The 20,402-nt window shown below is 72.0% G+C and carries 22 protein-coding genes; 15 read left to right on the top strand and 7 right to left on the bottom strand.

Annotated features, from left to right (window positions below; genetic code table 11):
• The first annotated feature begins 11 nt into the window (after positions 1-11).
• The 3 genes from AC07DI_RS01475 to AC07DI_RS01465 all read left to right on the top strand — a co-directional run bounded on the left by AC07DI_RS01475 (position 12) and on the right by AC07DI_RS01465 (position 2,610).
• Entirely contained in the window at positions 12-752 is a 741-nt protein-coding gene (locus tag AC07DI_RS01475) for an ABC transporter permease (RefSeq protein ID WP_384249589.1), read from the top strand.
• Positions 749-1,945, top strand: coding sequence for a sensor histidine kinase (locus AC07DI_RS01470; protein ID WP_478901438.1), 1,197 nt, complete (start codon positions 749-751; stop codon positions 1,943-1,945). Before AC07DI_RS01475 ends, AC07DI_RS01470 begins: the two co-directional genes overlap by 4 nt.
• Positions 1,946-2,037: 92 nt before the next feature.
• A complete protein-coding gene (locus tag AC07DI_RS01465; protein ID WP_478901715.1) occupies positions 2,038-2,610 on the top strand; it encodes a response regulator transcription factor in 573 nt (190 codons plus the stop codon).
• Positions 2,611-2,667: 57 nt separating this feature from the next.
• Here AC07DI_RS01465 and AC07DI_RS01460 read toward each other — a convergent pair whose 3' ends face one another.
• The 3 genes from AC07DI_RS01460 to AC07DI_RS01450 all read right to left on the bottom strand — a co-directional run bounded on the left by AC07DI_RS01460 (position 2,668) and on the right by AC07DI_RS01450 (position 5,589).
• Positions 2,668-3,540: a transglutaminase family protein gene (locus AC07DI_RS01460; RefSeq protein WP_478901437.1), complete on the bottom strand. Its 873-nt coding sequence runs from the start codon at positions 3,538-3,540 to the stop codon at positions 2,668-2,670.
• A gap of 50 nt (positions 3,541-3,590) precedes the next feature.
• Positions 3,591-4,421, bottom strand: coding sequence for a transglutaminase family protein (locus tag AC07DI_RS01455; RefSeq protein ID WP_478901435.1), 831 nt, complete (start codon positions 4,419-4,421; stop codon positions 3,591-3,593).
• Positions 4,422-4,587: 166 nt separating this feature from the next.
• Positions 4,588-5,589 carry a GNAT family N-acetyltransferase gene (locus AC07DI_RS01450; RefSeq protein ID WP_384249458.1) on the bottom strand — a complete coding sequence of 334 codons (1,002 nt, stop codon included), beginning with the start codon at positions 5,587-5,589 and terminating at the stop codon, positions 4,588-4,590.
• 143 nt (positions 5,590-5,732) lie between these two features.
• On the opposite strand from AC07DI_RS01450, the gene fdxA reads away from it, so the two are divergent.
• Both fdxA and AC07DI_RS01440 read left to right on the top strand, forming a co-directional pair.
• Positions 5,733-6,053: a ferredoxin gene (gene fdxA / locus AC07DI_RS01445; RefSeq protein WP_030573070.1), complete on the top strand. Its 321-nt coding sequence runs from the start codon at positions 5,733-5,735 to the stop codon at positions 6,051-6,053.
• 93 nt (positions 6,054-6,146) lie between these two features.
• Positions 6,147-7,241 (top strand): bifunctional succinyldiaminopimelate transaminase/glutamate-prephenate aminotransferase, encoded by a 1,095-nt coding sequence (locus AC07DI_RS01440; protein ID WP_478901433.1) that lies wholly within the window; start codon positions 6,147-6,149, stop codon positions 7,239-7,241.
• Positions 7,242-7,335: 94 nt separating this feature from the next.
• Here the strand turns inward: AC07DI_RS01440 and AC07DI_RS01435 are convergent, their stop codons facing one another.
• Positions 7,336-7,782 carry an ATP-binding protein gene (locus AC07DI_RS01435; protein ID WP_478901431.1) on the bottom strand — a complete coding sequence of 149 codons (447 nt, stop codon included), beginning with the start codon at positions 7,780-7,782 and terminating at the stop codon, positions 7,336-7,338.
• 462 nt (positions 7,783-8,244) lie between these two features.
• Here AC07DI_RS01435 and dapE point away from each other — a divergent pair, with 462 nt between their 5' ends.
• Positions 8,245-9,324, top strand: coding sequence for a succinyl-diaminopimelate desuccinylase (gene dapE / locus AC07DI_RS01430; RefSeq protein ID WP_384249451.1), 1,080 nt, complete (start codon positions 8,245-8,247; stop codon positions 9,322-9,324).
• 107 nt (positions 9,325-9,431) lie between these two features.
• A complete protein-coding gene (locus AC07DI_RS01425) occupies positions 9,432-10,199 on the top strand; it encodes an LOG family protein (protein ID WP_384249448.1) in 768 nt (255 codons plus the stop codon).
• A gap of 33 nt (positions 10,200-10,232) precedes the next feature.
• Here the strand turns inward: AC07DI_RS01425 and folP are convergent, their stop codons facing one another.
• Complete coding sequence (gene folP, locus AC07DI_RS01420) at positions 10,233-11,093, bottom strand: dihydropteroate synthase (protein WP_478901429.1); 861 nt, start codon at positions 11,091-11,093, stop codon at positions 10,233-10,235.
• Between the two features lie 126 nt (positions 11,094-11,219).
• Here folP and AC07DI_RS01415 point away from each other — a divergent pair, with 126 nt between their 5' ends.
• Together AC07DI_RS01415 and AC07DI_RS01410 are read left to right on the top strand one after the other, a co-directional pair.
• Positions 11,220-11,675, top strand: coding sequence for a DivIVA domain-containing protein (locus AC07DI_RS01415; protein ID WP_478901428.1), 456 nt, complete (start codon positions 11,220-11,222; stop codon positions 11,673-11,675).
• Between the two features lie 5 nt (positions 11,676-11,680).
• Complete coding sequence (locus AC07DI_RS01410; protein ID WP_384249583.1) at positions 11,681-12,262, top strand: DNA-3-methyladenine glycosylase I; 582 nt, start codon at positions 11,681-11,683, stop codon at positions 12,260-12,262.
• A gap of 9 nt (positions 12,263-12,271) precedes the next feature.
• Here AC07DI_RS01410 and chcB read toward each other — a convergent pair whose 3' ends face one another.
• Positions 12,272-13,072 carry a 2-cyclohexenylcarbonyl CoA isomerase gene (gene chcB / locus AC07DI_RS01405; RefSeq protein WP_478901427.1) on the bottom strand — a complete coding sequence of 267 codons (801 nt, stop codon included), beginning with the start codon at positions 13,070-13,072 and terminating at the stop codon, positions 12,272-12,274.
• Between the two features lie 308 nt (positions 13,073-13,380).
• Here chcB and AC07DI_RS01400 point away from each other — a divergent pair, with 308 nt between their 5' ends.
• Entirely contained in the window at positions 13,381-13,548 is a 168-nt protein-coding gene (locus tag AC07DI_RS01400; RefSeq protein WP_003966491.1) for a DUF3117 domain-containing protein, read from the top strand.
• Positions 13,549-13,868: 320 nt separating this feature from the next.
• On the opposite strand, the gene AC07DI_RS01395 is transcribed toward AC07DI_RS01400, so the two are convergent.
• On the bottom strand, positions 13,869-14,567 hold the full coding sequence (locus AC07DI_RS01395) for an O-methyltransferase (protein ID WP_384249580.1): 699 nt from the start codon (positions 14,565-14,567) through the stop codon (positions 13,869-13,871).
• Positions 14,568-14,721: 154 nt separating this feature from the next.
• On the opposite strand from AC07DI_RS01395, the gene sigE reads away from it, so the two are divergent.
• The 5 genes from sigE to AC07DI_RS01370 all read left to right on the top strand — a co-directional run bounded on the left by sigE (position 14,722) and on the right by AC07DI_RS01370 (position 20,143).
• A complete protein-coding gene (gene sigE, locus AC07DI_RS01390; RefSeq protein WP_384249439.1) occupies positions 14,722-15,495 on the top strand; it encodes an RNA polymerase sigma factor SigE in 774 nt (257 codons plus the stop codon).
• A gap of 89 nt (positions 15,496-15,584) precedes the next feature.
• Positions 15,585-16,520 carry a zf-HC2 domain-containing protein gene (locus AC07DI_RS01385; RefSeq protein WP_478901714.1) on the top strand — a complete coding sequence of 312 codons (936 nt, stop codon included), beginning with the start codon at positions 15,585-15,587 and terminating at the stop codon, positions 16,518-16,520.
• Between the two features lie 494 nt (positions 16,521-17,014).
• Entirely contained in the window at positions 17,015-18,676 is a 1,662-nt protein-coding gene (locus tag AC07DI_RS01380) for a S1C family serine protease (protein WP_478901426.1), read from the top strand.
• Positions 18,677-18,883: 207 nt separating this feature from the next.
• Positions 18,884-19,354 carry a sec-independent translocase gene (locus AC07DI_RS01375; RefSeq protein ID WP_384249435.1) on the top strand — a complete coding sequence of 157 codons (471 nt, stop codon included), beginning with the start codon at positions 18,884-18,886 and terminating at the stop codon, positions 19,352-19,354.
• Between the two features lie 120 nt (positions 19,355-19,474).
• A complete protein-coding gene (locus AC07DI_RS01370; protein WP_478901425.1) occupies positions 19,475-20,143 on the top strand; it encodes a hypothetical protein in 669 nt (222 codons plus the stop codon).
• Positions 20,144-20,402: the final 259 nt, after the last annotated feature.

Genomic DNA, 20,402 nt, shown 5'->3' with positions numbered 1-20,402 from the left:
GCACCCACGGCATGAACAGCCTCATCAAGCTCGAGATCACCCGAGCCCTGCGCAACCGCAAGTTCCTCTTCTTCTCGGTGATCTACCCGTCGATGCTCTTCCTGATCATCGCGGGCAGCCAGGACGGCTCCGACAAGGTCTCCGACACGGGCCTGTCCGTGCCCGCGTTCATGATGGTCTCGATGGCGTCCTTCGGCGCCCTCACCGCAGTCCTCATGGGCAACAGCGAACGCATCGCCAAGGAGCGCGAGAGCGGCTGGGTACGGCAGTTGCGCCTGACGGCCCTGCCCGGCCGCGGCTACGTCCTCGCCAAGACCGCGAGCGCGGCGGTGGTGAGCCTGCCGTCGATCGTCGTGGTCTTCCTGGTCGCCGCGGTCTTCAAGGACGTCCGCTTCGACGCCTGGCAGTGGCTGGCGCTGACCGGCGCGATCTGGGCGGGCAGCCTCTGCTTCGCCGCGCTCGGCGTGGCCATCGGCTACCTGGCGACCGGCGACGCCGTACGCCCGATCACGATGATCGTCTACTTCGGGCTCTCCCTCCTCGGCGGCCTGTGGATGCCGACGACGACGTTCCCCGACTGGCTGAGCCGGGCCGCGACCTGGCTGCCCACGCACGCGTACGCTGCCCTCGGCCGGGCGATCGAACTCGGCGAAGCGCCGCACGCGAAGGACATCACGCTCCTGGTCGCCTACTTCCTCCTCTTCGCGGGCGGCGCGGCGTGGCTGTACCGGAAGGACACCCTGAAGGCGTGAGCGAGACAGATGCCGAAGACAACGAGCGCCACCCCGTGTACACGTTCGGGCGACCGCCCCAGGACCGCCGCCAGTTCCTGACGAAGTCCGTCTGGATCGGTGTCTGGCTGGTCTTCCTGAGCTCCCCGATCAAGGATCTGACGGACGGCCATCACACGGTCCTCGCCACGGTCCTCGGCTCGGCCGGCCTCGCGGTCTTCGTGGTCTGCTACCTGAGCCTCGTCTTCCGCTACACCACCCGGGTCCTCCAATGGGGCGGCGTCATCGCCTCCTTCGGGATCCTCGTGCTCCTCGCCGTGGTCCTCGCCTTCAGCCTCGGCGACCACTGGCTCGGACTCTTCGTGTACGCCTCGGTCTCCGCGGGCGCCGTCCTGCCCATGCGGTACGCGCTCTGGGCCATCCCCTCGGTCACCCTCCTGATGATCGTGGTCGGCCTGCGCGACGACGGCCTCGGCGACCTGATCACCAACCTCGGGGTGATCACGCTCCTGGTGGGCTTCGCGATGTCCGGCGTACGCCAGTTGATCCGTACGACGATCCAGCTGCGCCAGGCCCGCGCCACCGTCGCCCAGCTCGCCGCCAACGAGGAGCGGCTGCGGCTCGCCAGGGACCTGCACGATCTGCTCGGCCACTCGCTCTCCCTGATCACGCTCAAGAGCGAGCTGGCCGGGCGGATGCTCCCCACCGATCCGGCGAAGGCGGCCCAGCAGGTCGCCGACATCGAACAGGTCAGCCGCCAGGCCCTGGTGGACGTCCGCGAGGCGGTCTCCGGCTACCGGCGTCGCACCCTCGCGGGCGAGCTCGCGGGCGCGCGCACCGCGCTCACCGCCGCGGGCGTCGAGGCCGACGTCCCGCTGGAGCCGCCCGCCCGGCTGCCGGACGAGGAGGCCGAGGCGGTCCTTGCCTGGGCGCTGCGGGAGGCCGTGACCAATGTCGTACGGCACAGCGGGGCCGGGCGCTGCACGGTCTCGTTCACGGCCCGTCAGACGCTCGCGGGGCCGCACCTGGAGCTCTCCGTGGAGGACGACGGGGCGGGCGGTTCCGGGGTCGTCGCGGGCAACGGCCTGACGGGCCTCGGCGAACGCGTGGAGGCGGTCGGCGGGGTCCTGGAGACGGGGCCGGGGGCCCGCCGCGGCTTCCGTCTGGCGGCCCGCGTGCCGCTGACGGACACGGCCGTAGGATCCCCCTCATGAGCAGCGGGAACAGTGGGGCCGACGGAAACGGCAGGGACGGCGCGGACGGCACGGGCGGTGTCATCAGGATTCTGCTGGCCGAGGACCAGGCGATGGTCCGCGAGGCCCTCGCCGCGCTGCTCGGCCTGGAACCGGACATCGAGGTCGTCGCCCAGGTGGCCCGCGGCGACGAGGTGCTCGCCGCGGTGCGCGCCGACGCCGTGGACGTGGCGCTGCTCGACATCGAGATGCCCGGCATGACGGGCATCGAGGCCGCCGCCGAACTGCACGCCGCGTTCCCCGCGATGAAGATCGTCGTGCTCACCACCTTCGGCCGCCCCGGCTATCTGCGCAGCGCGATGGAGGCGGGCGCCGACGCGTTCCTGGTCAAGGACGCCCCCGCGGCCCAGCTCGCCGCGGCGGTGCGCAAGGTGCTCGCGGGGGAGCGGGTCATCGACCCCACGCTGGCGGCGGCGGCCCTCGCCGGGGGCGCGAACCCGCTGACGGACCGCGAGCGCGAGGTGCTGCGCGCGGCGGCCGACGGCGCCACCAACGCCGAACTGGCCACCGTCCTGCACCTCTCCCAGGGCACCGTCCGCAACTACCTCTCGACGGCCATCCAGAAGCTCGCGGTCCGCAACCGCGCGGAGGCGGTCCGAACGGCCAGGGACAAGGGCTGGCTCTGACTGAGCGTTTAGCCCTGTGAGAGCCCGCCTTCGAAGCCCCCTGCGCGCCCTCGCGCGTCAGTTCAGCATCGCCCGGGCCCCGAACGCCTGCCACCGCGCCCGGTCGGCCGTAGCGGGGTCCAGGGCGGCGACGTCGTCGGCGTAGGCGTCAAGCGCACGGGCGCCCAGTAGGAAATCCCCCCGCTGCACGAGGAGTTGGGCGCGCTCGTAGTGCAGGCGGGGCGGCGCCGCAGGGAGCAGCAGGGCGAGCTCGATCGCCCAGAGCGCGACGTCGGACCGTTCGGGGCGGGCCGCGGCCCAGGCGCGGATGTTGTCGAGGACGCGTCCCACGATGTCCAGGGGGCCCGCGGGGCAGAGCATCGACGGCACGAGGGGGCCGCCGGTGGCCGCCGCGACGAGGAGTTCCACGTCCATGCCGGTGAGCAGTCGGCCGCCGCCGAAGGGGTCGGCGAGCAGCGGTTCGTCCCGCGGGCCGAAGCCGACGACGAAGTGCCCGGGGAGCGCGACTCCGTGGACGGGTGCGCCCGCGCGCCGCGCGACTTCCATCCAGACGACGGAGAGCAGGATGGGCAGGCCTCTGCGGCGCCGCAGGACCTGGTGCAGGAACGAGGAGTCGAGGCGCTGGTAGTCGCCGGGTCTGCCCTTGAACCCGTGCCGCCCGCCGAGGAGTTCGGCCAGGGCGGCGGCCCAGGTCCGCGGTTCGTCGGCGCGGTGGGGGCGGTGGCCGCGTACGGCCTTCGAGGCCTGTGCGGCCTGCGCGCCGAGCCGGTCGAGCAGGCGCCGTGCGGCGTCGATGCCCGCCTCGTCGAGGGAGGGGTCGGCCTCGGCGCCGATCAGCAGGCACAGCAGCGCCAGGTCGGGCCGCGAGGACTCGGCCTCGGCGGCGAACAGCCGCCGCCGCTCGGTGGTTCCGGGGGGTCGGGGGTGCATACGTCCTTGGTGCCCCCTCGCACCGATCGATACGTCGGTCCGCGCCGACGTCAGTTCAGCATGGCCCGCGCCGCCCGCGCCTGCTGGCGTACCCGGTCCGCCGTGGTCGGCTCGACCGTCGACACCACGTCCGCGTACGCGTCCAGCTCCTGCGCGCCACCGAGGAAATCCCCACGCTGTACGAGGAGTTGGGCCCTCTCGTAGCGCAGGCGCGCCGGATGGGCGGGCAGCAGGAGGGAGAGTTCGAGGGCCCACAGCGCGACCTCGGAGCGCTCGGGGCGGGCGGCGGCCCAGGCGCGGATGTTGTTGAGGATGCGCTGCACGATGTTGAGCGGATCGGCGGGCGTCAGCATCGACGGCGGGATGCCCGTACCCGCCGTCCCGCCGACGAGGAGCTCGGCGTCGGCCCCGGTGAGCAGCCTGCCGCCGTCGAAAGGGTCGGCCAGCACCTGCTCGTCCCTGGGCCCGAAGCCGACGACGAAGTGCCCCGGCAGGGCGACCCCGTAGACGGGCGCGCCCGCGCGCCGCGCGACCTCCATCCAGACGACGGAGAGCAGGATGGGCAGGCCCCTGCGGCGGCGCAGGACCTGGTGCAGGAGCGAGGAGTCGAGGCGCTGGTAGTCGCCCGGTGTCCCCTCGAACCCGCACTGCTCACCGAGGAGTTCGGCCATCGCCGCGGCCCACGCGCGGGGTCCGCCGGGCCGGAACGGCAGCAGGCCCGCGAGCCGGTCGAGCTCGATCTCGGCGGCGTCGATGCCCGCCTCGTCGAGGGAGGGGTCCGCCTCGGTGCCGATCAGCAGGCACAGCGGCGCGAGACCGGGCCGTTCGGACCTCGCCTCTTCGGCGAACCGCCGTCGCCATTCGCCGGACTCCGCGTGCATACGTGCCTCGTGTCTGCCCTCACCGGGCGCTCTCTCCGTGCCGTGCTCTGCTCTGCCGTGCTCTTGCCGTGCCCTGTTCCGCCGTGCCTGCCCGTGCCCGCGCCGCTCGCCGCGTCCGTCGGGCCGTCTCCTGCCGTGTGCCCCGCCTGCCGGGTCGTGTGCCCGCTCAGGCGGGTCCGTACCGGTAGTGGTGGTAGGCGTGATGCGCGGCGAAACCCATCCCGCCGTACAGCGCCCGCGCGCCGTCGTTGGCTTCCTCGACCTGCAGCCAGGCCGCCGACGCGCCCTCGGCCAGGGCCTGCCGGGACAACGCGGCCATCACCGCGGTGGCGAGCCCCTGGCGCCGGTGTTCCGGGGCGACCTCGACCGCCATGAACCCCGCCCAGCGGCCGTCCACCACACACCGCCCGATCGCGGCCGGGGCGTCAACGCTCCCGGGCACGGAAGCGAACCATACCGAGGGCCCGCTCGCCAGCACCTTGCGCACATGCGGTCCCGCGGCCCGGAAACGCTTGTACCGCCGCAGCCACGCGTCGTCGAAGGACCGGGACAGCTCCACACGGTCCACGTCCGCGTCCAGGTCACCGACCGGCGCGAGCCCCCCGATGTGGAGCTGGGCGCTCACCTCGCGCTCCCAGCCGCGCTCCTCCAGGCCCGCGCAGAGCAGTTCCTGCGCCCCCTCGGCGCCGGTCGCGGTCTGGACGTACGGGGGCAGGCCGCGGGCCGCGTACCACTCGCGCACGCGGCCGAGTGCCTCGTCGAGCGGCCGGCCCGGATCGCCCAGCGGCAGCACGGAGTTGGCCCGCCGCGTGAATCCGGCGGCGGCCCGGAGCTCCCACTCCCCGAGCCGCTCGCTCTCCACGGGCTGCCAGGCGCGCGCGCAGACCCGCGCCAGCTCCTCGTAGGAGGCGGCGGGCCCGCGCCTGCGCGCAGGCGCGGCCGGGACGACCTTGCCCGCGACCAGCGAACGCTCCGGAATGCGGACGCTCTCGCCGTTCCGTCGTGTGATGAGCATTACACCGTCGTCCCACGATGCGAGAACACCCACCGTGTCGGTGAACTTCTCCCCCGGTACCAAAGCGTCGCTCAAGCGCCGAACCGAGACGCGTTTGCCCACGTCAGCAGGGGTGATGCGGACCTCGAGACGTCCGCCCGCGGTGAATTCCACAGCTCTGTGAGCCCCTCCTGTTCGGATCATGCCTGGGAACGGAGATACTAGGGGTGGGCATCGACGACGCCGCGCTCCCGCGCGCCAGGCGAGCGGAGCCTGAGGACGGCCCGCCAACGCCCGTATCGAGGAGGAACGACAGCGTGACCTACGTCATCGCGCAGCCTTGTGTCGACGTCAAGGACAAGGCGTGCATCGAGGAGTGCCCGGTCGACTGCATTTACGAGGGCTCCCGGTCCTTGTACATCCACCCGGACGAATGCGTCGACTGCGGAGCCTGCGAACCGGTCTGCCCGGTCGAGGCGATCTTCTACGAGGACGACACTCCTGAGGAGTGGAAGGACTACTACAAGGCGAACGTCGAGTTCTTCGACGAGCTCGGTTCGCCCGGTGGCGCGAGCAAGCTCGGTCTCATCGAGCGCGACCACGCCTTCATCGCCGCCCTGCCGCCGCAGAACCAGTAACGGCAGCCTGAGCGTCGCCCCGGTCCCGTACGGCACACCGCCGCACGGGACCGAGGCATTTGTCACGACAAGTACCAGTACGGGAGTCACCACGTGTCCGCAGTCTCCGACCGGCTTCCCACCTTCCCCTGGGACAAGCTCGAACCGTACAAGGCCACGGCCGCCGCCCACCCCGGCGGCATCGTCGACCTGTCGGTGGGCACCCCGGTCGACCCGGTCCCCGAGCTGATCCAAAAAGCGCTGACCGGGGCCGCGGACTCGCCGGGCTATCCGACGGTGTGGGGCACGCCCGAGCTGCGCGACGCGATCACCGGCTGGTGCGAACGGCGCCTGGGCGCCCGGGACATCACGCACCGCAACGTCCTGCCGATCGTCGGCTCCAAGGAGCTGGTGGCCTGGCTGCCGACGCAGCTGGGCCTCGGGCCGGGCGACGTGGTCGCCTACCCGCGGCTCGCCTACCCGACGTACGAGGTGGGCGCGCGACTGGCCCGCGCCGAGTACGTCGCCTACGACGACCCGACGGATCTCGACCCCACGAACCTGAAGCTCCTCTGGCTCAACTCGCCCTCGAACCCGACCGGTCGCGTCCTGTCCGCGGACGAGCTGACCCGCGCCGTCGCCTGGGCCCGCGAGCACGGCGTGCTCGTCGTCAGCGACGAGTGCTACCTGGAGCTCGGCTGGGAGGCGGAGCCTGTCTCGGTCCTGCACCCGGACGTGTGCGGCGGTTCGTACGAGGGGATCATCTCCGTCCACTCGCTCTCCAAGCGGTCCAACCTGGCGGGCTACCGTGCGGCGTTCCTCGCCGGTGACGCGGCGGTGCTCGGGGAACTGCTCCAGATCCGCAAGCACGGCGGCATGATGACCTCCGCGCCGACCCAGGCCGCCGTCGTCGCGGCGCTCGGCGACGACGAGCACGTGCGCGAGCAGCGCGAGCGGTACGCGGCCCGGCGCACCGCGCTGCGGGACGCCCTCCTGAAGCACGGCTTCCGGATCGAGCACAGCGAGGCGAGCCTGTACCTGTGGGCCACCCGTGACGAGTCCTGCTGGGACACCGTCGGCCGCCTCGCCGACCTCGGCATCCTGGTGGCACCCGGCGACTTCTACGGCCCGGCGGGCGACCGGTTCGTGCGGGTGGCGCTGACGGCGACGGACGAGCGGGTCGCGGCGGCGGTCGAGCGTCTGGCGTGAGCCGTGCATGCTGCTGCTCGTGAGCGTGTGCTCGTGGGGCACGCCTAAGGGCCCGGAGCCAGTGGCTCCGGGCCCTTCGCGCGTACCGGGTGGACTAGCCGAGCGGCAGGGTGCTGCCGAGGGGCAGTTCGCCGGTCGGCAGGCCGCTCTTGGTCAGCGAGTCGGTGGGCAGGCCGTCTTTGGTGGCCGTGCCGGCGGTGTCGCCGACCGTCTTGCCCGCGCTGCCCGCGACGTCGCCCGCGGCCCGCTGCGCGGCGGGGGTCGCCGTCTTGCCGGCCCTGCCGACGGCCTTGCCCGCGGCCGGAACGGTCTGCTTCACGGCCTTGCTGCCGGTGTCACCCGCGAGGTTGGTGACGTTCTGAGCCGCACTGTCGACGGTGTCGCCGAGGCCCGAGCCGTCCAGGGCGCTCACTCCGCCCAGGTCGTGGCCGGCCGGCAGGTCGACGGCGCCAGCGGAGCCGGCCGCACCGACCACGGAAGCTGCGCCCGCTGCGCTGAGCAGCGCGGCACGGGCGATCCGGCGGGTCAGGGGGAGGGACATGATGCTCCTTCAGACGGGGGAGAACGTTGAGGTGTCCGGCCGGATCGATTCCGGCGCCCCGCCGGACGGCTTCCGGCGATCGGACGCAGTGACTACCGCTCGAAGCCCGCGAAGGTTGCGGTACGGCAACGTAAAGAGTTCGCAATGCGTCGCATTATCGGCTGCGGATAAAGGCGGGCAAAGGGATCACGGGACCGGGCGCTGCGGAATCCTTCATCCCGTTGATTTCCAAGGGATTCACGGGTGCGCGAGGGGGGTACGGAAAGGCGTACGTGGCATCGTCCCACGGTGTCCGGCGCGCCCCGATCGAGTGACGTGCCGCACTCCTGAGTGATCCGCCGTCCTCCGCCGCCGCCCTGCCGACCGCCGTCCTGTCGGCTGCCGACCGCCGTCCTGCCGCCCGCGTCCAAAGTACTGGAGTCCACCGACAGGGCGTTCTGCCTCGGCGCTAGGGTCGTCCGCATGCCTCACACACCGCTTGACCTCACGCTCGACGCCGCCCAGCTGACCGCGCGCCTGGTCGACTTCCCGTCCCCGAGCGGTGCGGAGAAGGCGCTCGCCGACGCCATCGAAACGGCCCTGCGCGCCCTTCCGCACCTGACGGTCGACCGGCACGGCAACAACGTCGTGGCCCGTACGAACCTCGGCCGCGCGGAGCGGGTCATCCTCGCCGGGCACATCGACACGGTGCCGATCGCGGACAACGTGCCCTCCAGGCTCGACGAGGAAGGCGTCCTGTGGGGCTGCGGCACCTGTGACATGAAGTCGGGCGTCGCCGTCCAGCTGCGCCTCGCGCAGACGGTGACCGAGCCCAACCGCGACCTGACCTTCGTCTTCTACGACAACGAAGAGGTGGCCGGGCACCTCAACGGCCTCGGGCATGTCGCCAAGGCCCACCCGGACTGGCTGGCGGGCGACTTCGCCGTCCTCCTCGAACCGACCGACGGACAGGTCGAGGGCGGCTGCCAGGGCACCCTGCGGGTCCTCCTGAGGACCAAGGGCGTGCGGGCGCACTCCGCGCGCGCGTGGATGGGCTCCAACGCCATCCACGCGGCCACTCCGATCCTGGAGAGGCTCGCCGCGTACGAGCCCCGCAAGCCGGTGGTGGAGGGCCTGGAGTTCCACGAGGGCCTCAACGCCGTCCGCATCGAGGGCGGCGTCGCCACCAACGTCATCCCCGACGAGTGCACCGTCACCGTCAACTTCCGCTACGCCCCCGACCGCAGCGAGGCCGAAGCCCTCGCCTTCGTGCGCGACTACTTCGCGGACTGCGGCGTCGACGAGTTCATCGTCGACGACCACACGGGCGCGGCCCGCCCCGGCCTCACCCACCCGGCCGCCGCGGCGTTCATGGCGGCCGTCGGCGGCGAGGCGCGCCCCAAGTTCGGCTGGACGGACGTCTCCCGCTTCAGCGCGCTCGGCGTGCCCGCGGTCAACTACGGGCCGGGCGAACCGTTGCTGGCGCACAAGATCGACGAGCGCGTCGAGGCGTCGCTGATCCCGCTGGCGGAGGAACGGTTGCGGTCCTGGCTGACTGCGTAGCCGCGGAAGGTTCCCGGTACCGGACATCCGGAGGTCCCTCCTCCGTAACCCGCGTAGATCTACGCTGTCAGTCACGTACGCACACGTACGCATGGAGGGAGCAGACGATGAGCCAAGCCAACGACGGTGCTGCCCGCGCCGCCAGGAAGGGCCCCGAGGAGCAGCGGCTCGGCCCGGTGCTGCGCAGGCGGGACAAGGTGCAGGCCGGGACCACCGATCAGCGTCTCCTCGACTCCGACGGCCCTTCGGAGTGGGTGCACACGGACCCCTGGAGAGTCCTGCGCATCCAGTCCGAGTTCATCGAGGGCTTCGGCACCCTCGCCGAACTCCCGCCCGCCATCAGCGTTTTCGGCTCGGCCCGCACCCCACAGGGCACTCCGGAGTACGTGGCGGGCGTCGAGATCGGCAAGGCGCTCGTGGAGGCCGGTTTCGCGGTGATCACGGGCGGCGGGCCCGGCGCGATGCAGGCGGCCAACCAGGGCGCCGTCGAGGCGAAGGGCACCTCCGTCGGCCTCGGCATCGAGCTGCCCTTCGAGCAGGGCCTCAACCCCTACGTCGACATCGGTGTGAACTTCCGCTACTTCTTCGTCCGCAAGACGATGTTCGTGAAGTACGCGCAGGGCTTCGTGGTCCTGCCCGGCGGCCTCGGCACCCTGGACGAGCTCTTCGAAGCGCTCACCCTCGTGCAGACCCGCAAGGTCACCCGGTTCCCGATCGTGCTGTTCGGCTCCGCGTACTGGGGCGGCCTCGTCGACTGGCTGAAGAACACGGTCATCGCCCAGGGCAAGGCCTCCGAGGCCGACCTGCTCCTCTTCCACGTCACGGACGACGTGGAAGAGGCCATCTCCCTGGTGACGAAGGAAGTCGGGAAGTAGCACTCCCCGAAGGGGAGTGCACACGAGGGGCGGTCAGGCGAGCCCCCGGCGGGCGACCGCCGGGGGCCGGTGCCCGGCGATCGTCGCGACCATGTCCAGGACCTGCTTGGTCTCCGCGACCTCGTGGACCCGGTAGACCTGCGCGCCCAGCCATGCCGAGACCGCCGTCGTGGCGAGCGTCCCGAGGACGCGTTCCTTGACCGGCTTGTCGAGGGTCTCGCCCACGAAGTCCTTGTTGGACAGCGAGACGAGCACCGGCCAGCCCGTGTCGACCATCTCGCCGAGTCTGCGGGTCGCCTCCAGGCTGTGCCGGGTGTTCTTGCCGAAGTCGTGCCCCGGGTCGATCAGTACGGAGTCCCGCTCCACGCCCAGCTCGACCGCGCGCTCGGCCAGGCCGACCGTCACGCGCAGGATGTCGGCCATCACGTCGTCGTACGTGACACGGTGCGGCCTGGTGCGCGGCTCGGCGCCGCCCGCATGCGTGCAGACCAGGCCCACCCGGTACCGCGCGGCGACCTCCGCGAGCTTCGGGTCGACGCCTCCCCAGGCGTCGTTGAGCACATCGGCGCCCGCCTCGCAGACCGCCTCGCCGACATCGTGCCGCCAGGTGTCGACGCTGATCACCACGTCGGGGAACCGCTTGCGGACCTCGGCGACGAAACCGACCGTGCGGCGCGCCTCCTCCTCGGCGGTCACCTCGTCGCCGGGACCCGCCTTGACCCCGCCGATGTCGATGACGGCGGCGCCCTCGGCCACGGCCTGCTCCACGCGCGCGAGCGCGGGCTCGTCGCGGAACGTGGCGCCCTGGTCGTAGAAGGAGTCCGGGGTCCGGTTGACGATCGCCATGATCACCGGCTCGTGCGCGTCGAACTCGCGCCTGCCAAGCCTGAGCATCCCCTGCGGCCCTCCTGGGTCCTTGTCGCGGTACGGCCGCCTGTGACCTTAACTGTCACAGGCGCATGGCACGATCGGACCCTGACAGTTTGAACACGGGCAGTCGAGCGTGGGGGGCCTGAGGAGATGGTCATGTTCTTGTTCCTGGTCATCGCCCTTGTCGTGGTCGTCGGCGCGGTGTCCCTCGCCGTGATCGGCGGCGGGGAGAGCGGCGCGCTGCCCGAGGCCGCGCCCGAGCGGTTCACCGACCCGCTGCCCCCGGACCGGCCGCTGCGCCGCGCCGACGTGGACGCGGTGCGCTTCCCGATGACGTTGCGCGGCTACCACATGGACGAGGTCGACGACGTGCTCGGCCGCCTGGGCGCCGAACTGGCCGAGCGGGACGCGCGCATCGCGGAGCTGGAGGCGGCCCTGGCCGGCGCGCAGGCCACGGCGGTCGCGGGCCCCGCCCTCTTCGAGGGGTACGCACCGGGCAGGGCAGTCGAAGCCAGGGCAGGCGAAGGCAAGGCCGCCGAAGGCAAGGCCGCCGAAGGCAAGGCCGCCGAAGGCAGTGCCGACGACAAGAAGGGCGACGACCAGTGAGCACCGTGAGCGGGGCGGTCGCGGGACCGGACGGCGGCCTGCGCTGCCCCTGGGGCCTGTCCACCGAGGATTACGTGGCGTATCACGACGACGAATGGGGCCGCCCGGTCCACGGCGACGACGCGCTGTACGAGAGGCTCTGCCTGGAGGCGTTCCAGTCCGGTCTGTCCTGGATCACGATCCTGCGCCGCCGCGAGGGCTTCCGCGCCGCCTTCGCGGACTTCAGGATCGCCTCGGTCGCCGAGTTCACCGACGCGGATCGCGAGCGGCTCCTCGCCGACCCCGGGATCATCCGCAACCGCGCCAAGATCGACGCGACCCTCGCCAACGCGCGCGTGCTCGCCGACTGGTCCGAGGGCGAACTGGACGAGCTGATCTGGTCCTTCGCGCCGGACCGCGCGACCAGGCAGGCCCCGAGGTCCCTCGCCGACGTACCCGCGATCACCCCCGAGTCCACGGCCCTGTCCAAGACCCTCAAGAAGCGCGGCATCCGCTTCGTCGGCCCCACCACGGCGTACGCCCTGATGCAGGCCTGCGGTCTGGTCGACGACCACCTCGCGGACTGCGTGGCCCGCGAGGCGGCGTAGCGGCCGCGCTCACCGCCCGAGGTACTTCGGCCTCTCCTTGGCGATGAAGGCCCGCACGGCGATCGTGTGGTCCTCGGACGCGCCCGCCTTCGTCTGGAGCTCGTCCTCCTTGTCCAGCGCCTCGTCCAGGGAGTGGGCCGCCGCGTAGGCGAGGGACTCCTTGAGCGCCGCGTAGGCCAGGGTCGGCCCGTCCGCCAGGGCGCGGGCCACCTGGGCGGCCTCGGCGGCGAGGTCGGCCGTCGGCACGAGCTTGTTGGCGATGCCCAGCTCGTACGCCTCCTGCGCGGAGATGTTGCGCGGGAAGAGCAGCAGGTCGGCGGCGCGCCCCGGACCGATCACGCGCGGCAGCGTCCAGGAGACGCCCGAGTCGGCGGTCAGCGCGACCCCTGCGAAGGAGGTGTTGAACTTCGCCGTGTCCGCGACCACGCGGTAGTCGGCGGCGAGCGCGAAGCCGAGGCCGGCCCCCGCCGCCGCGCCGTTGACCCCCGCCACGACGGGCTTCGGCATGCCGGTGATCGCCCGCACGATGGGGTTGTAGTGCTCCCTGACCGTGCTCATCGTCTGCCCGGTGCCCGCCTCGCGGTCGGCGGTGAGGGAGCCGATGTGCTCCTTGAGGTCCTGGCCCACACAGAAGGCGCGGCCGTTGGCCGTGAGCAGCACCGCGCGTACGGCGTCGTCGGCGGCGGCCGACCGCACGGCTTCCCGCAGCGCGACCTTGGCCTCGGTGTTCATGGCGTTCATGGCCTCGGGACGGTTGATCGTGATCGTCGCGAGTCCGTCGCTCACCTCGTAGAGCACGCTGTCGGCCATGGTGGTCCCCTCCGCTGGTCCAGTACGTCGGAACTCAGCATGACGGAGATCATCGGCCTCCGGCACGAGGACGGATATGTGACCTGCGTCTAAGAATTCCGGGCCCACAATCCGTGCGGGGCGGCGAAGTATCGCAGCCACATCGGCGAAATGAGCGGTTTTGCGGGCGCGCGTTGCGGAGTCGATGCAGACCGATGTTGGTCATCGGGTCCTGCCATGCGGGATAATGGCCTGGAAGCAATGTGTTCGATGCCGGTGACACCTGGGTTGTCGGCTGCGATGAGCTGGTTTCAGGAAGGGGAACGAGCATGGCGGCCATGAAGCCGCGGACGGGCGACGGCCCGCTCGAGGTGACCAAGGAGGGGCGGGGCATCGTCATGCGCGTTCCGCTCGAAGGCGGCGGACGACTTGTCGTCGAACTGACTCCGGACGAGGCCGATGCACTCGGCGACGCCCTGAAGAAGGTCGTCGGCTGACGCGGAAGCGCCCACACTTCTCCACTGCCCCGGCATCGTACGACGAGCCGGGGCAGTGATGTACCCGGGGCCCGCGCGGCCCCGCCCCTCCTTTGGGCTGTCCGCCGGTGGGGGCTGGTCGCGCAGTTCCCCGCGCCCCCGGGTGGTCCCACGCTCGCCCGCACCGGATCAGCCCCCCCCCGAGCACCAAGCCACGCCGCCCCTGCGGACAGCGATGCAGAGGGCCGGACTCCAGGGGCGCGGTGAAATGCGCAAAATGCCACGACGGGCCCGCAGGCGACACGCTGGTCGGGGGAAGCCGACGGCAAGGCGGCGCAGCGCTACCTTTTGACGGCGCAGAGCAATCCATCCCCCACCGGCAACAACGCCGGCACGAGATCCGCCCTCTCCCGAACCGCCCGCAGCAACTCACGAAGGTGCAGCACCTCGACCGGCTGCGGCCCGGAGTCCACGGTCCTGCCGTCCGCGAAGACGCCCTCGAAGCAGACGAGCCCACCCGGCCGCAGCAGGCGCAACGATTCAGCGAGGTATTCGAGGGACTCCACGCGGTCGCCGTCGCAGAACACGAGGTCGTACCCGCCGTCGGCGAGACGCGGCAGGACATCGAGGGCCCGCCCCGGAATGAACCGCGCGCGGTTGCCCGCGAAGCCCGCCGCACGGAAGGCCTGCCGGGCGAACTGCTGCCGCTCCGGCTCGGGGTCGACCGTGGTGAGGACGCCGTCGGGCCGCATGCCGTGCAGCAGGTGGATGCCCGACACTCCGGTCCCCGTACCGATTTCGGCCACCGCTTTCGCGTCAGCCGTGGCGGCGAGCATGCGCAGCGCGGCGCCGGTGCCGGGCGACACCGAGGGCAGGCCTGCCTCCCGGGCCCGGTCCCGGGCCCAGCGCAGCGCCTCGTCCTCGGCGACAAAGGCGTCGGCGAACGCCCAGCTCGTCTGCCGGTTGCCGGTAATGGCCCTCTCCTGTCCCCGTGGTTGCCTGGCCGTGACTGTATCCGTTGGGGCCGGGAACCCGCAGATGAGGCCGGGCGTTATGAAGGGGTGGGAGACCAGCGGGGGTGGACGGATGGATCACGGCCGGAGGCGGGCGGCGCGAAGGAGCAGGACACCTGCAGCGAAGCCCGTACCAAATTCACGTAAAAACGCTTATCCGGAGCTAACGGGCGAGGTGGTTATGGTAGGGGCTCCACTGGACACCACCAGAGCCGATAGGGGAGGTGCGGCTGCGTCCGCGGATCGGGGAGGAGCGCTCCGGCGTTTTCTCGGATTGGCGGGTGAGCCGAAATCCGTGACCGAGACCGCTGACCGTTTCCGCGCCAACGACTCCGCTCAGACCGCGACCTTTGCCGCTGATGCGGAATCGCAGGCGTGGACTCCGCCCACCTGGGAGGAGATCGTCAGCACACACAGCGGCCGCGTGTACCGCCTGGCGTACCGCCTGACCGGCAATCAGCACGATGCCGAGGACCTCACGCAAGAGGTCTTCGTCCGTGTCTTCCGCTCCCTCTCGACCTACACCCCCGGCACGTTCGAGGGCTGGCTGCACCGCATCACCACCAACCTCTTCCTGGACATGGTGCGCCGCAAGCAGCGCATCCGCTTCGACGCGCTCGGGGACGACGCCGCGGAGCGGCTGCCGAGCCGCGAGCCGTCGCCGCAGCAGGTGTTCAACGACACGCACTTCGACGCGGACGTCCAGCAGGCGCTCGACACCCTCGCGCCCGAATTCCGCGCCGCCGTGGTCCTCTGCGACATCGAGGGCCTTTCGTACGAAGAGATCGCCGCAACACTCGGCGTCAAGCTCGGTACGGTCCGCAGCCGTATCCACCGGGGTCGCTCGCAGCTGCGCAAGGCCCTCCAGCACCGGTCTCCCGAGGCCCGCGCGGAGCGCCGCTCGCTCGCGGTGACCGGAGCCGTGGCGCTGGGAGGAGGGGGTGCGACCGCGTGAGTGGATCACGGTCGAATCCTGCCGAACGGCAACTAGCCGAGGCCGAGCAGCATCTTGGGGACCGCCTCGCCGCCCTTGTGGACGGCGAGTTGGGTCATGACGCGCGCGAGCGCGTCCTCGCGCATCTGGCGACCTGTCCGATGTGCAAAACGGAGGCCGACGCGCAGCGTCGCCTCAAGAGCGTCTTCGCGCAGGCCGCCCCGCCGCCGCCTTCCGCGAGCTTCCTCGCCCGTCTCCAGGGTCTCCCCGGAGGCGGTTCCGGGCCGTCCGGAAGACCCGGCGCGCCCGGTGACGGGGAGGGGTTCGCCACCGGATCCACAGACTCCGCCGGACTGCCGCGGAGCGGGGTCTTCGGCGTGCGCCCCGACCCCTTCGTGGAGTACGTCCCCGCAGGCGCCCACGCCGCGGTGCTGCCCAGCGAGCAGCAGGGCTTCCGCATCCACGGGGTCACCCGGCACGAGGTCGGCCGGCACGAGGCGGAGCGGTCGCTCTGGCGAGGCCGCCGGTTCGCGTTCGCGGCGGCGGGCGCGGTCTCGCTGGCCGCCATCGCGCTCGGCGGCGTCACGGTGGGCGCCCCCACCGGCTCGAACGACACCCGCGCGGGAGGCTCCGGCAGCAATGTGACCCCGCAGCGCACGCAGGGCTCGGGCACTGCCGCGGTTCCCGAATCCATGCGGCGACGTGGCGGCGGCAATCCGCTGTCGGTGCAGGGCCAGCGCCCCGGCCCCCTGGCGGCTCCGCTCGCGCCGGCCGAGGTCACCGGACCGCTGCTGCCCGGACCCCCCACCCAGCCGCTGCGTCCGCGCGGCTCCATGTACGAACTGACGGCCCCCATGGTGGCGGGCGCGGTCACCATCTCCCCGCTGATACGCCCGGTGCCGTCGGGCCGTCACTCCGCCGTGCCGCCCGGCATGGGGTTCCCGCAGACGGATGAGCCCGTGGTGGCGAGCGAGGCGAATCCGGTGCGGACCACGGCGGCGTCGCCGGGGGCCGGACCGCTGAAGGGCACGTCGCAGCTGCACTGACCCGACGCTGCCCTGCGCTTTCGCCGGGGAACCTGGTTGAATCCTCGGTGGGCCGTGCCCGCCGGGGATCGTGGCGGGCTCGGAGTTGAGCAAGCAAACGGCGTCCGCCGCGGGCCAGTTGTGGGGAGAACATGGACGAGGGGAAGCGGAAGCCCACGAAGGCGAACTGGTGGAGTCGGCCCCGACCGGAGGCACGGGGTGCGGACGCGGGCGCGGATGCGGGTGAACAGTTGCCCGGCTCGGATGCGGACACGGATGCGGGTGAACGGCTGCCCGGCTCGGATCCGGACCAGGCCGCGGGCCCGGGCCCGGACCCTGCCTCGGACGTGGAGCCGACCTCTGCCCCGGCTGCCCCGGCCGAGGCTACGTACACGACCCCGGCCCTGCCCCCGCACCCAGACCCGGCCCCGCACCCAGACCCGGCCCCGCACCCAGACCCGGCCCCGCACCCAGACCCGGCCCTGCCCCCTCACCCGGACGCGGCTACTGGGCAGATGCCGACGCAGGCCGCGACCGCTCCGATGCCCGACGCGGACGTACCCGCGCAGGCCCCCGCGGCCCCGGCTACTCCCGCCCCTGCCCCGCACGGCACGACGCCGCACGGTGTGACGTCCGGTGCCTCCATATCGGCTGCCTCGTCCGCGGCGCAGGGTCCGCCGGTTCAGGATTCCGCGCCGGTCGGCCAGGGGCCCGCGCCCGTGGAGCGGCCCCGCCCCCTGCACGACCCCGACCCGTACGGCACTCCGCCCTACGGCGAGCCCGGCCCGTGGGCGCCCGCTCCGCCGGTGCAGCGCCCCACGGCGACCCCGGCCCAGGGCACCGCCCTCCCGGCGCCCCCGTACAGCGGCACGCCGACCCGGAGCGCGCCCCCTCACGCGGCCCCCTTCCCGGCGCCTCCGTACGGCGGCACCCCCGAACCCTCCGCCCCCGCACCGGCCCCCGGCGGCCCCGCTCCGTACAACGCCGCCAACCGGCCGGCCTACGACCCGTGGAACGCGCCGTTGCAGCAGATCGGGTCGCTGCCGCCGGAGTCGGCGGAGAAGCGGAGTCGGCGGGGGAAGCGGGTCCTGGTGGTCGGGGCCGCTGTGATCGCTCTCGTGTCCAGCCTCATCGGCGGGGCGGTCGGCTCGTACCTGGAGCGGAACGGCAGCGGTGACATCGAGCTGCGGCAGCCGGACACCGAGTCCGTGAACCGGCCCAGGGGCAGTGTCGCGGGCATCGCGTCGGCCTCCCTGCCCGGTGTCGTGACTCTGCACGTCAGCGGCGACTCCGCGCAGGGCACCGGCACCGGCTTCGTGCTGGACGCCAAGGGCCACATTCTCACCAACAACCACGTCGTCGAGCCCGCGGGCACCGGCGGCGAGGTGACGGTGACCTTCAGCGGCGGCGAGACCGCCAAGGCCGAGGTCGTCGGCCGCGACTCCGGCTACGACCTCGCGGTCGTCAAGGTGTCCCACGTGAGCGGCCTGAAGCCGCTGCCCCTCGGAAACTCCGAGAACGTGCAGGTCGGTGACCCCGTCGTGGCCATCGGTGCCCCCTTCGACCTGGAGAACACCGTCACCTCCGGGATCATCAGCGCCAAGGAGCGGCCGATCACCGCGGGCGGCGAGAAGGGCGACGGCAGCGACATCTCGTACGTGGATGCCCTGCAGACCGACGCCCCCATCAACCCCGGCAACTCCGGCGGCCCCCTCGTCGACTCCAAGGCGCGCGTCATCGGCATCAACAGCGCCATACGCTCCGCGGACGAGGGCTCCGACCCGAGCGGTGGCCAGGCCGGCTCGATCGGCCTGGGCTTCGCCATCCCCATCAACCAGGGCAAGCGCGTCGCCGAAGAGCTGATCAACTTCGGCAGGGCCGCGCATCCCGTGATAGGCGTCACGCTCGACACCCAGTTCACCGGCGACGGCGCCCGCATCGCGGACAAGGGCAGGAACGGCGGCCTGGCCGTCAACAAGAACGGTCCCGGCGACAAGGCAGGCCTCGTACCGGGCGACGTCATCACCGAGGTCGACGGCCGCGCGGTGCACTCCAGCGACGAACTGATCGTCAAAGTCCGTGCTCACCGCCCGAAGGACCGGCTGCGGCTGACGGTCGAGCGGGGCGGCGGCGACCGCGAGGTGAACCTGGTGCTCGGCTCGGCCGACGGCGACTGAGCGGGCGCCGGTGGCGGCGCGGGGTGGGTGGGCGCCGGGTAAAGGACTGACCAGGTGTACTCCGCGTTGTCGTGCAGCGGCTACCGGACGGACAGGGACGCCGGGTACCGTGGTCCCGGTCCGGACCATGCACAACCTGCTGCGCACTACCTGCCGCACATGCACGGACGACCTGCTGCGGGCTGAGGACATCGCAAGGAGTTCTAGGTGTTCAATGACATTGGCGCACTCGAGATCGTGGCGCTGGTCGTCCTCGCCGTGCTCATTTTCGGTCCGGACAAGCTGCCGAAGGTCATCCAGGACATCTCCCGCACGATCCGCAAGATCCGCGAGTTCTCCGACAGCGCGAAGGCGGACATCCGCGAGGAGCTGGGCCCGGAGTTCAAGGACTTCGAGTTCGAGGACCTGAATCCCAAGAAGTTCATCCGCAAGCAGCTCGACAGCGATGAGCTCGGGATCAAGGAGATCCGCAACGGCTTCGATCTGAAGAAGGAGATGAACGAGGTCGCGGACGCCGTGCACGGCCGCGACAGCGCATCGACCGACTCCTCAGACGCGGGTTCACAGGCCTCCGCTGCCTCTTCCGGCGGAGCCCGCGTCGACATGCGCAAGAAGTCCGCGGAGCCCGGGAAGCTCGACGCCGGCGACCCTCCGCCGTTCGACGCGGACGCCACCTGAGGCAGCTCCTGAACTGCCGCCGCCAACGGGTGTGGCTATCCTGCCTTGTTGTCCGGGGTGAGGACGCCCGAGGGGGGCGGGCCGCTCCGGACACACGAGAGCGAGGAGGCGGCCGGGTACATGGAGACGACAAGTCGGGTAGGCGCGCAGGCGCCGGCCGCGGAGGGCACCGCAGAAGCGGTGCCCTCCGCCCGGCGCACGGTCGACGGCTACCTGCTGGCATCCTTCCCCTGGTACGGCCTTGACGAGGCCTTCACGGGGCAGCGCTGGCTGATGCAGGTCGGCGCGACGTCGGACGGCACCGTGGAGCACGGTTCCATCGGGCACGGCGAGGAGCCGTCCGTGCGTGCGGAGGGCACCCTCGGCAACAGCGACAAGGAACGCTTCGCGGTCGTGGTGACCGTCGCGGCCAACCCCGTGCGGCGCAGTGCGGACGGTACGGGGGTCCTGGAGGCCACCTCGGTCTCCTCGGCGGCCTGGCTCGCCGGGGTGGGCCTGCTGTCCTTCACCTGGCCCATCCAGATGGACCACACCCTGCGCGACGACTGGCTCGACCAGCAGACGGAGACGGCCTGGGTCCTCGCCGACGACCTGGACGGCTCCGACTGGTCGTCGCTGTCCCTGCCGGTGGACGGGGTGCCGACCCCGTTCCACTACCGCGAGTCCGAATACGGCTGGGTCCTCGCGGGCTCCACGAAGGAGGGCGTGCATCTGGGGGCGTACGGGCGCGGGATGAGCGCGTACGGGCTGGGTTTCTCGGTGGTCCCGGACATCGCGTCGTACGCGTAGAACGGCGGACCGAACGGAGAAGGGGGGGCGCCGTCGGGTTCGACGGCACCCTCCTTCACCTGCGAACACGCTCACGACTCGCCTGCGGGCCCGCCGTGGTCGCTCGCGCAGTTCCCCGCGCCCCTTACCCGGCGGTTGCTCGCGCAGTCTCCGTGCCCCTGACGGGGGCGCTGCGGTGTCTGACCAGGGGCGCGGGGAACTGCGCGACCGGCCCCCGCGGCCCGCAGGAGGCAGCGGCGGCGAGGCCGGAAGAGGTCCG

It is taken from the genome of Streptomyces sp. NPDC044106 (assembly GCF_056433985.1).
The sequence above is the reverse complement of the archived record's forward strand: the minus strand, read 5'-3'. Positions and strand labels throughout refer to the sequence as shown.

Excerpts from the sequence above, each read along its gene's own strand:
- AC07DI_RS01425 (WP_384249448.1), top strand. The coding sequence starts at position 9,432 with ATGAGCCAAGCCAACGACGGTGCTGCCCGCGCCGCCAGGAAGGGCCCC.
- AC07DI_RS01455 (WP_478901435.1), bottom strand. The coding sequence starts at position 4,421 with ATGCACGCGGAGTCCGGCGAATGGCGACGGCGGTTCGCCGAAGAGGCG.
- AC07DI_RS01370 (WP_478901425.1), top strand. The coding sequence starts at position 19,475 with ATGGAGACGACAAGTCGGGTAGGCGCGCAGGCGCCGGCCGCGGAGGGC.
- AC07DI_RS01415 (WP_478901428.1), top strand. The coding sequence starts at position 11,220 with ATGGTCATGTTCTTGTTCCTGGTCATCGCCCTTGTCGTGGTCGTCGGC.
- folP (WP_478901429.1), bottom strand. The coding sequence starts at position 11,093 with ATGCTCAGGCTTGGCAGGCGCGAGTTCGACGCGCACGAGCCGGTGATC.
- sigE (WP_384249439.1), top strand. The coding sequence starts at position 14,722 with ATGGTAGGGGCTCCACTGGACACCACCAGAGCCGATAGGGGAGGTGCG.
- AC07DI_RS01435 (WP_478901431.1), bottom strand. The coding sequence starts at position 7,782 with ATGTCCCTCCCCCTGACCCGCCGGATCGCCCGTGCCGCGCTGCTCAGC.
- chcB (WP_478901427.1), bottom strand. The coding sequence starts at position 13,072 with ATGGCCGACAGCGTGCTCTACGAGGTGAGCGACGGACTCGCGACGATC.
- dapE (WP_384249451.1), top strand. The coding sequence starts at position 8,245 with ATGCCTCACACACCGCTTGACCTCACGCTCGACGCCGCCCAGCTGACC.
- AC07DI_RS01460 (WP_478901437.1), bottom strand. The coding sequence starts at position 3,540 with ATGCACCCCCGACCCCCCGGAACCACCGAGCGGCGGCGGCTGTTCGCC.
- AC07DI_RS01475 (WP_384249589.1), top strand. The coding sequence starts at position 12 with ATGAACAGCCTCATCAAGCTCGAGATCACCCGAGCCCTGCGCAACCGC.
- AC07DI_RS01465 (WP_478901715.1), top strand. The coding sequence starts at position 2,038 with ATGGTCCGCGAGGCCCTCGCCGCGCTGCTCGGCCTGGAACCGGACATC.
- AC07DI_RS01380 (WP_478901426.1), top strand. The coding sequence starts at position 17,015 with ATGCCGACGCAGGCCGCGACCGCTCCGATGCCCGACGCGGACGTACCC.
- AC07DI_RS01400 (WP_003966491.1), top strand. The coding sequence starts at position 13,381 with ATGGCGGCCATGAAGCCGCGGACGGGCGACGGCCCGCTCGAGGTGACC.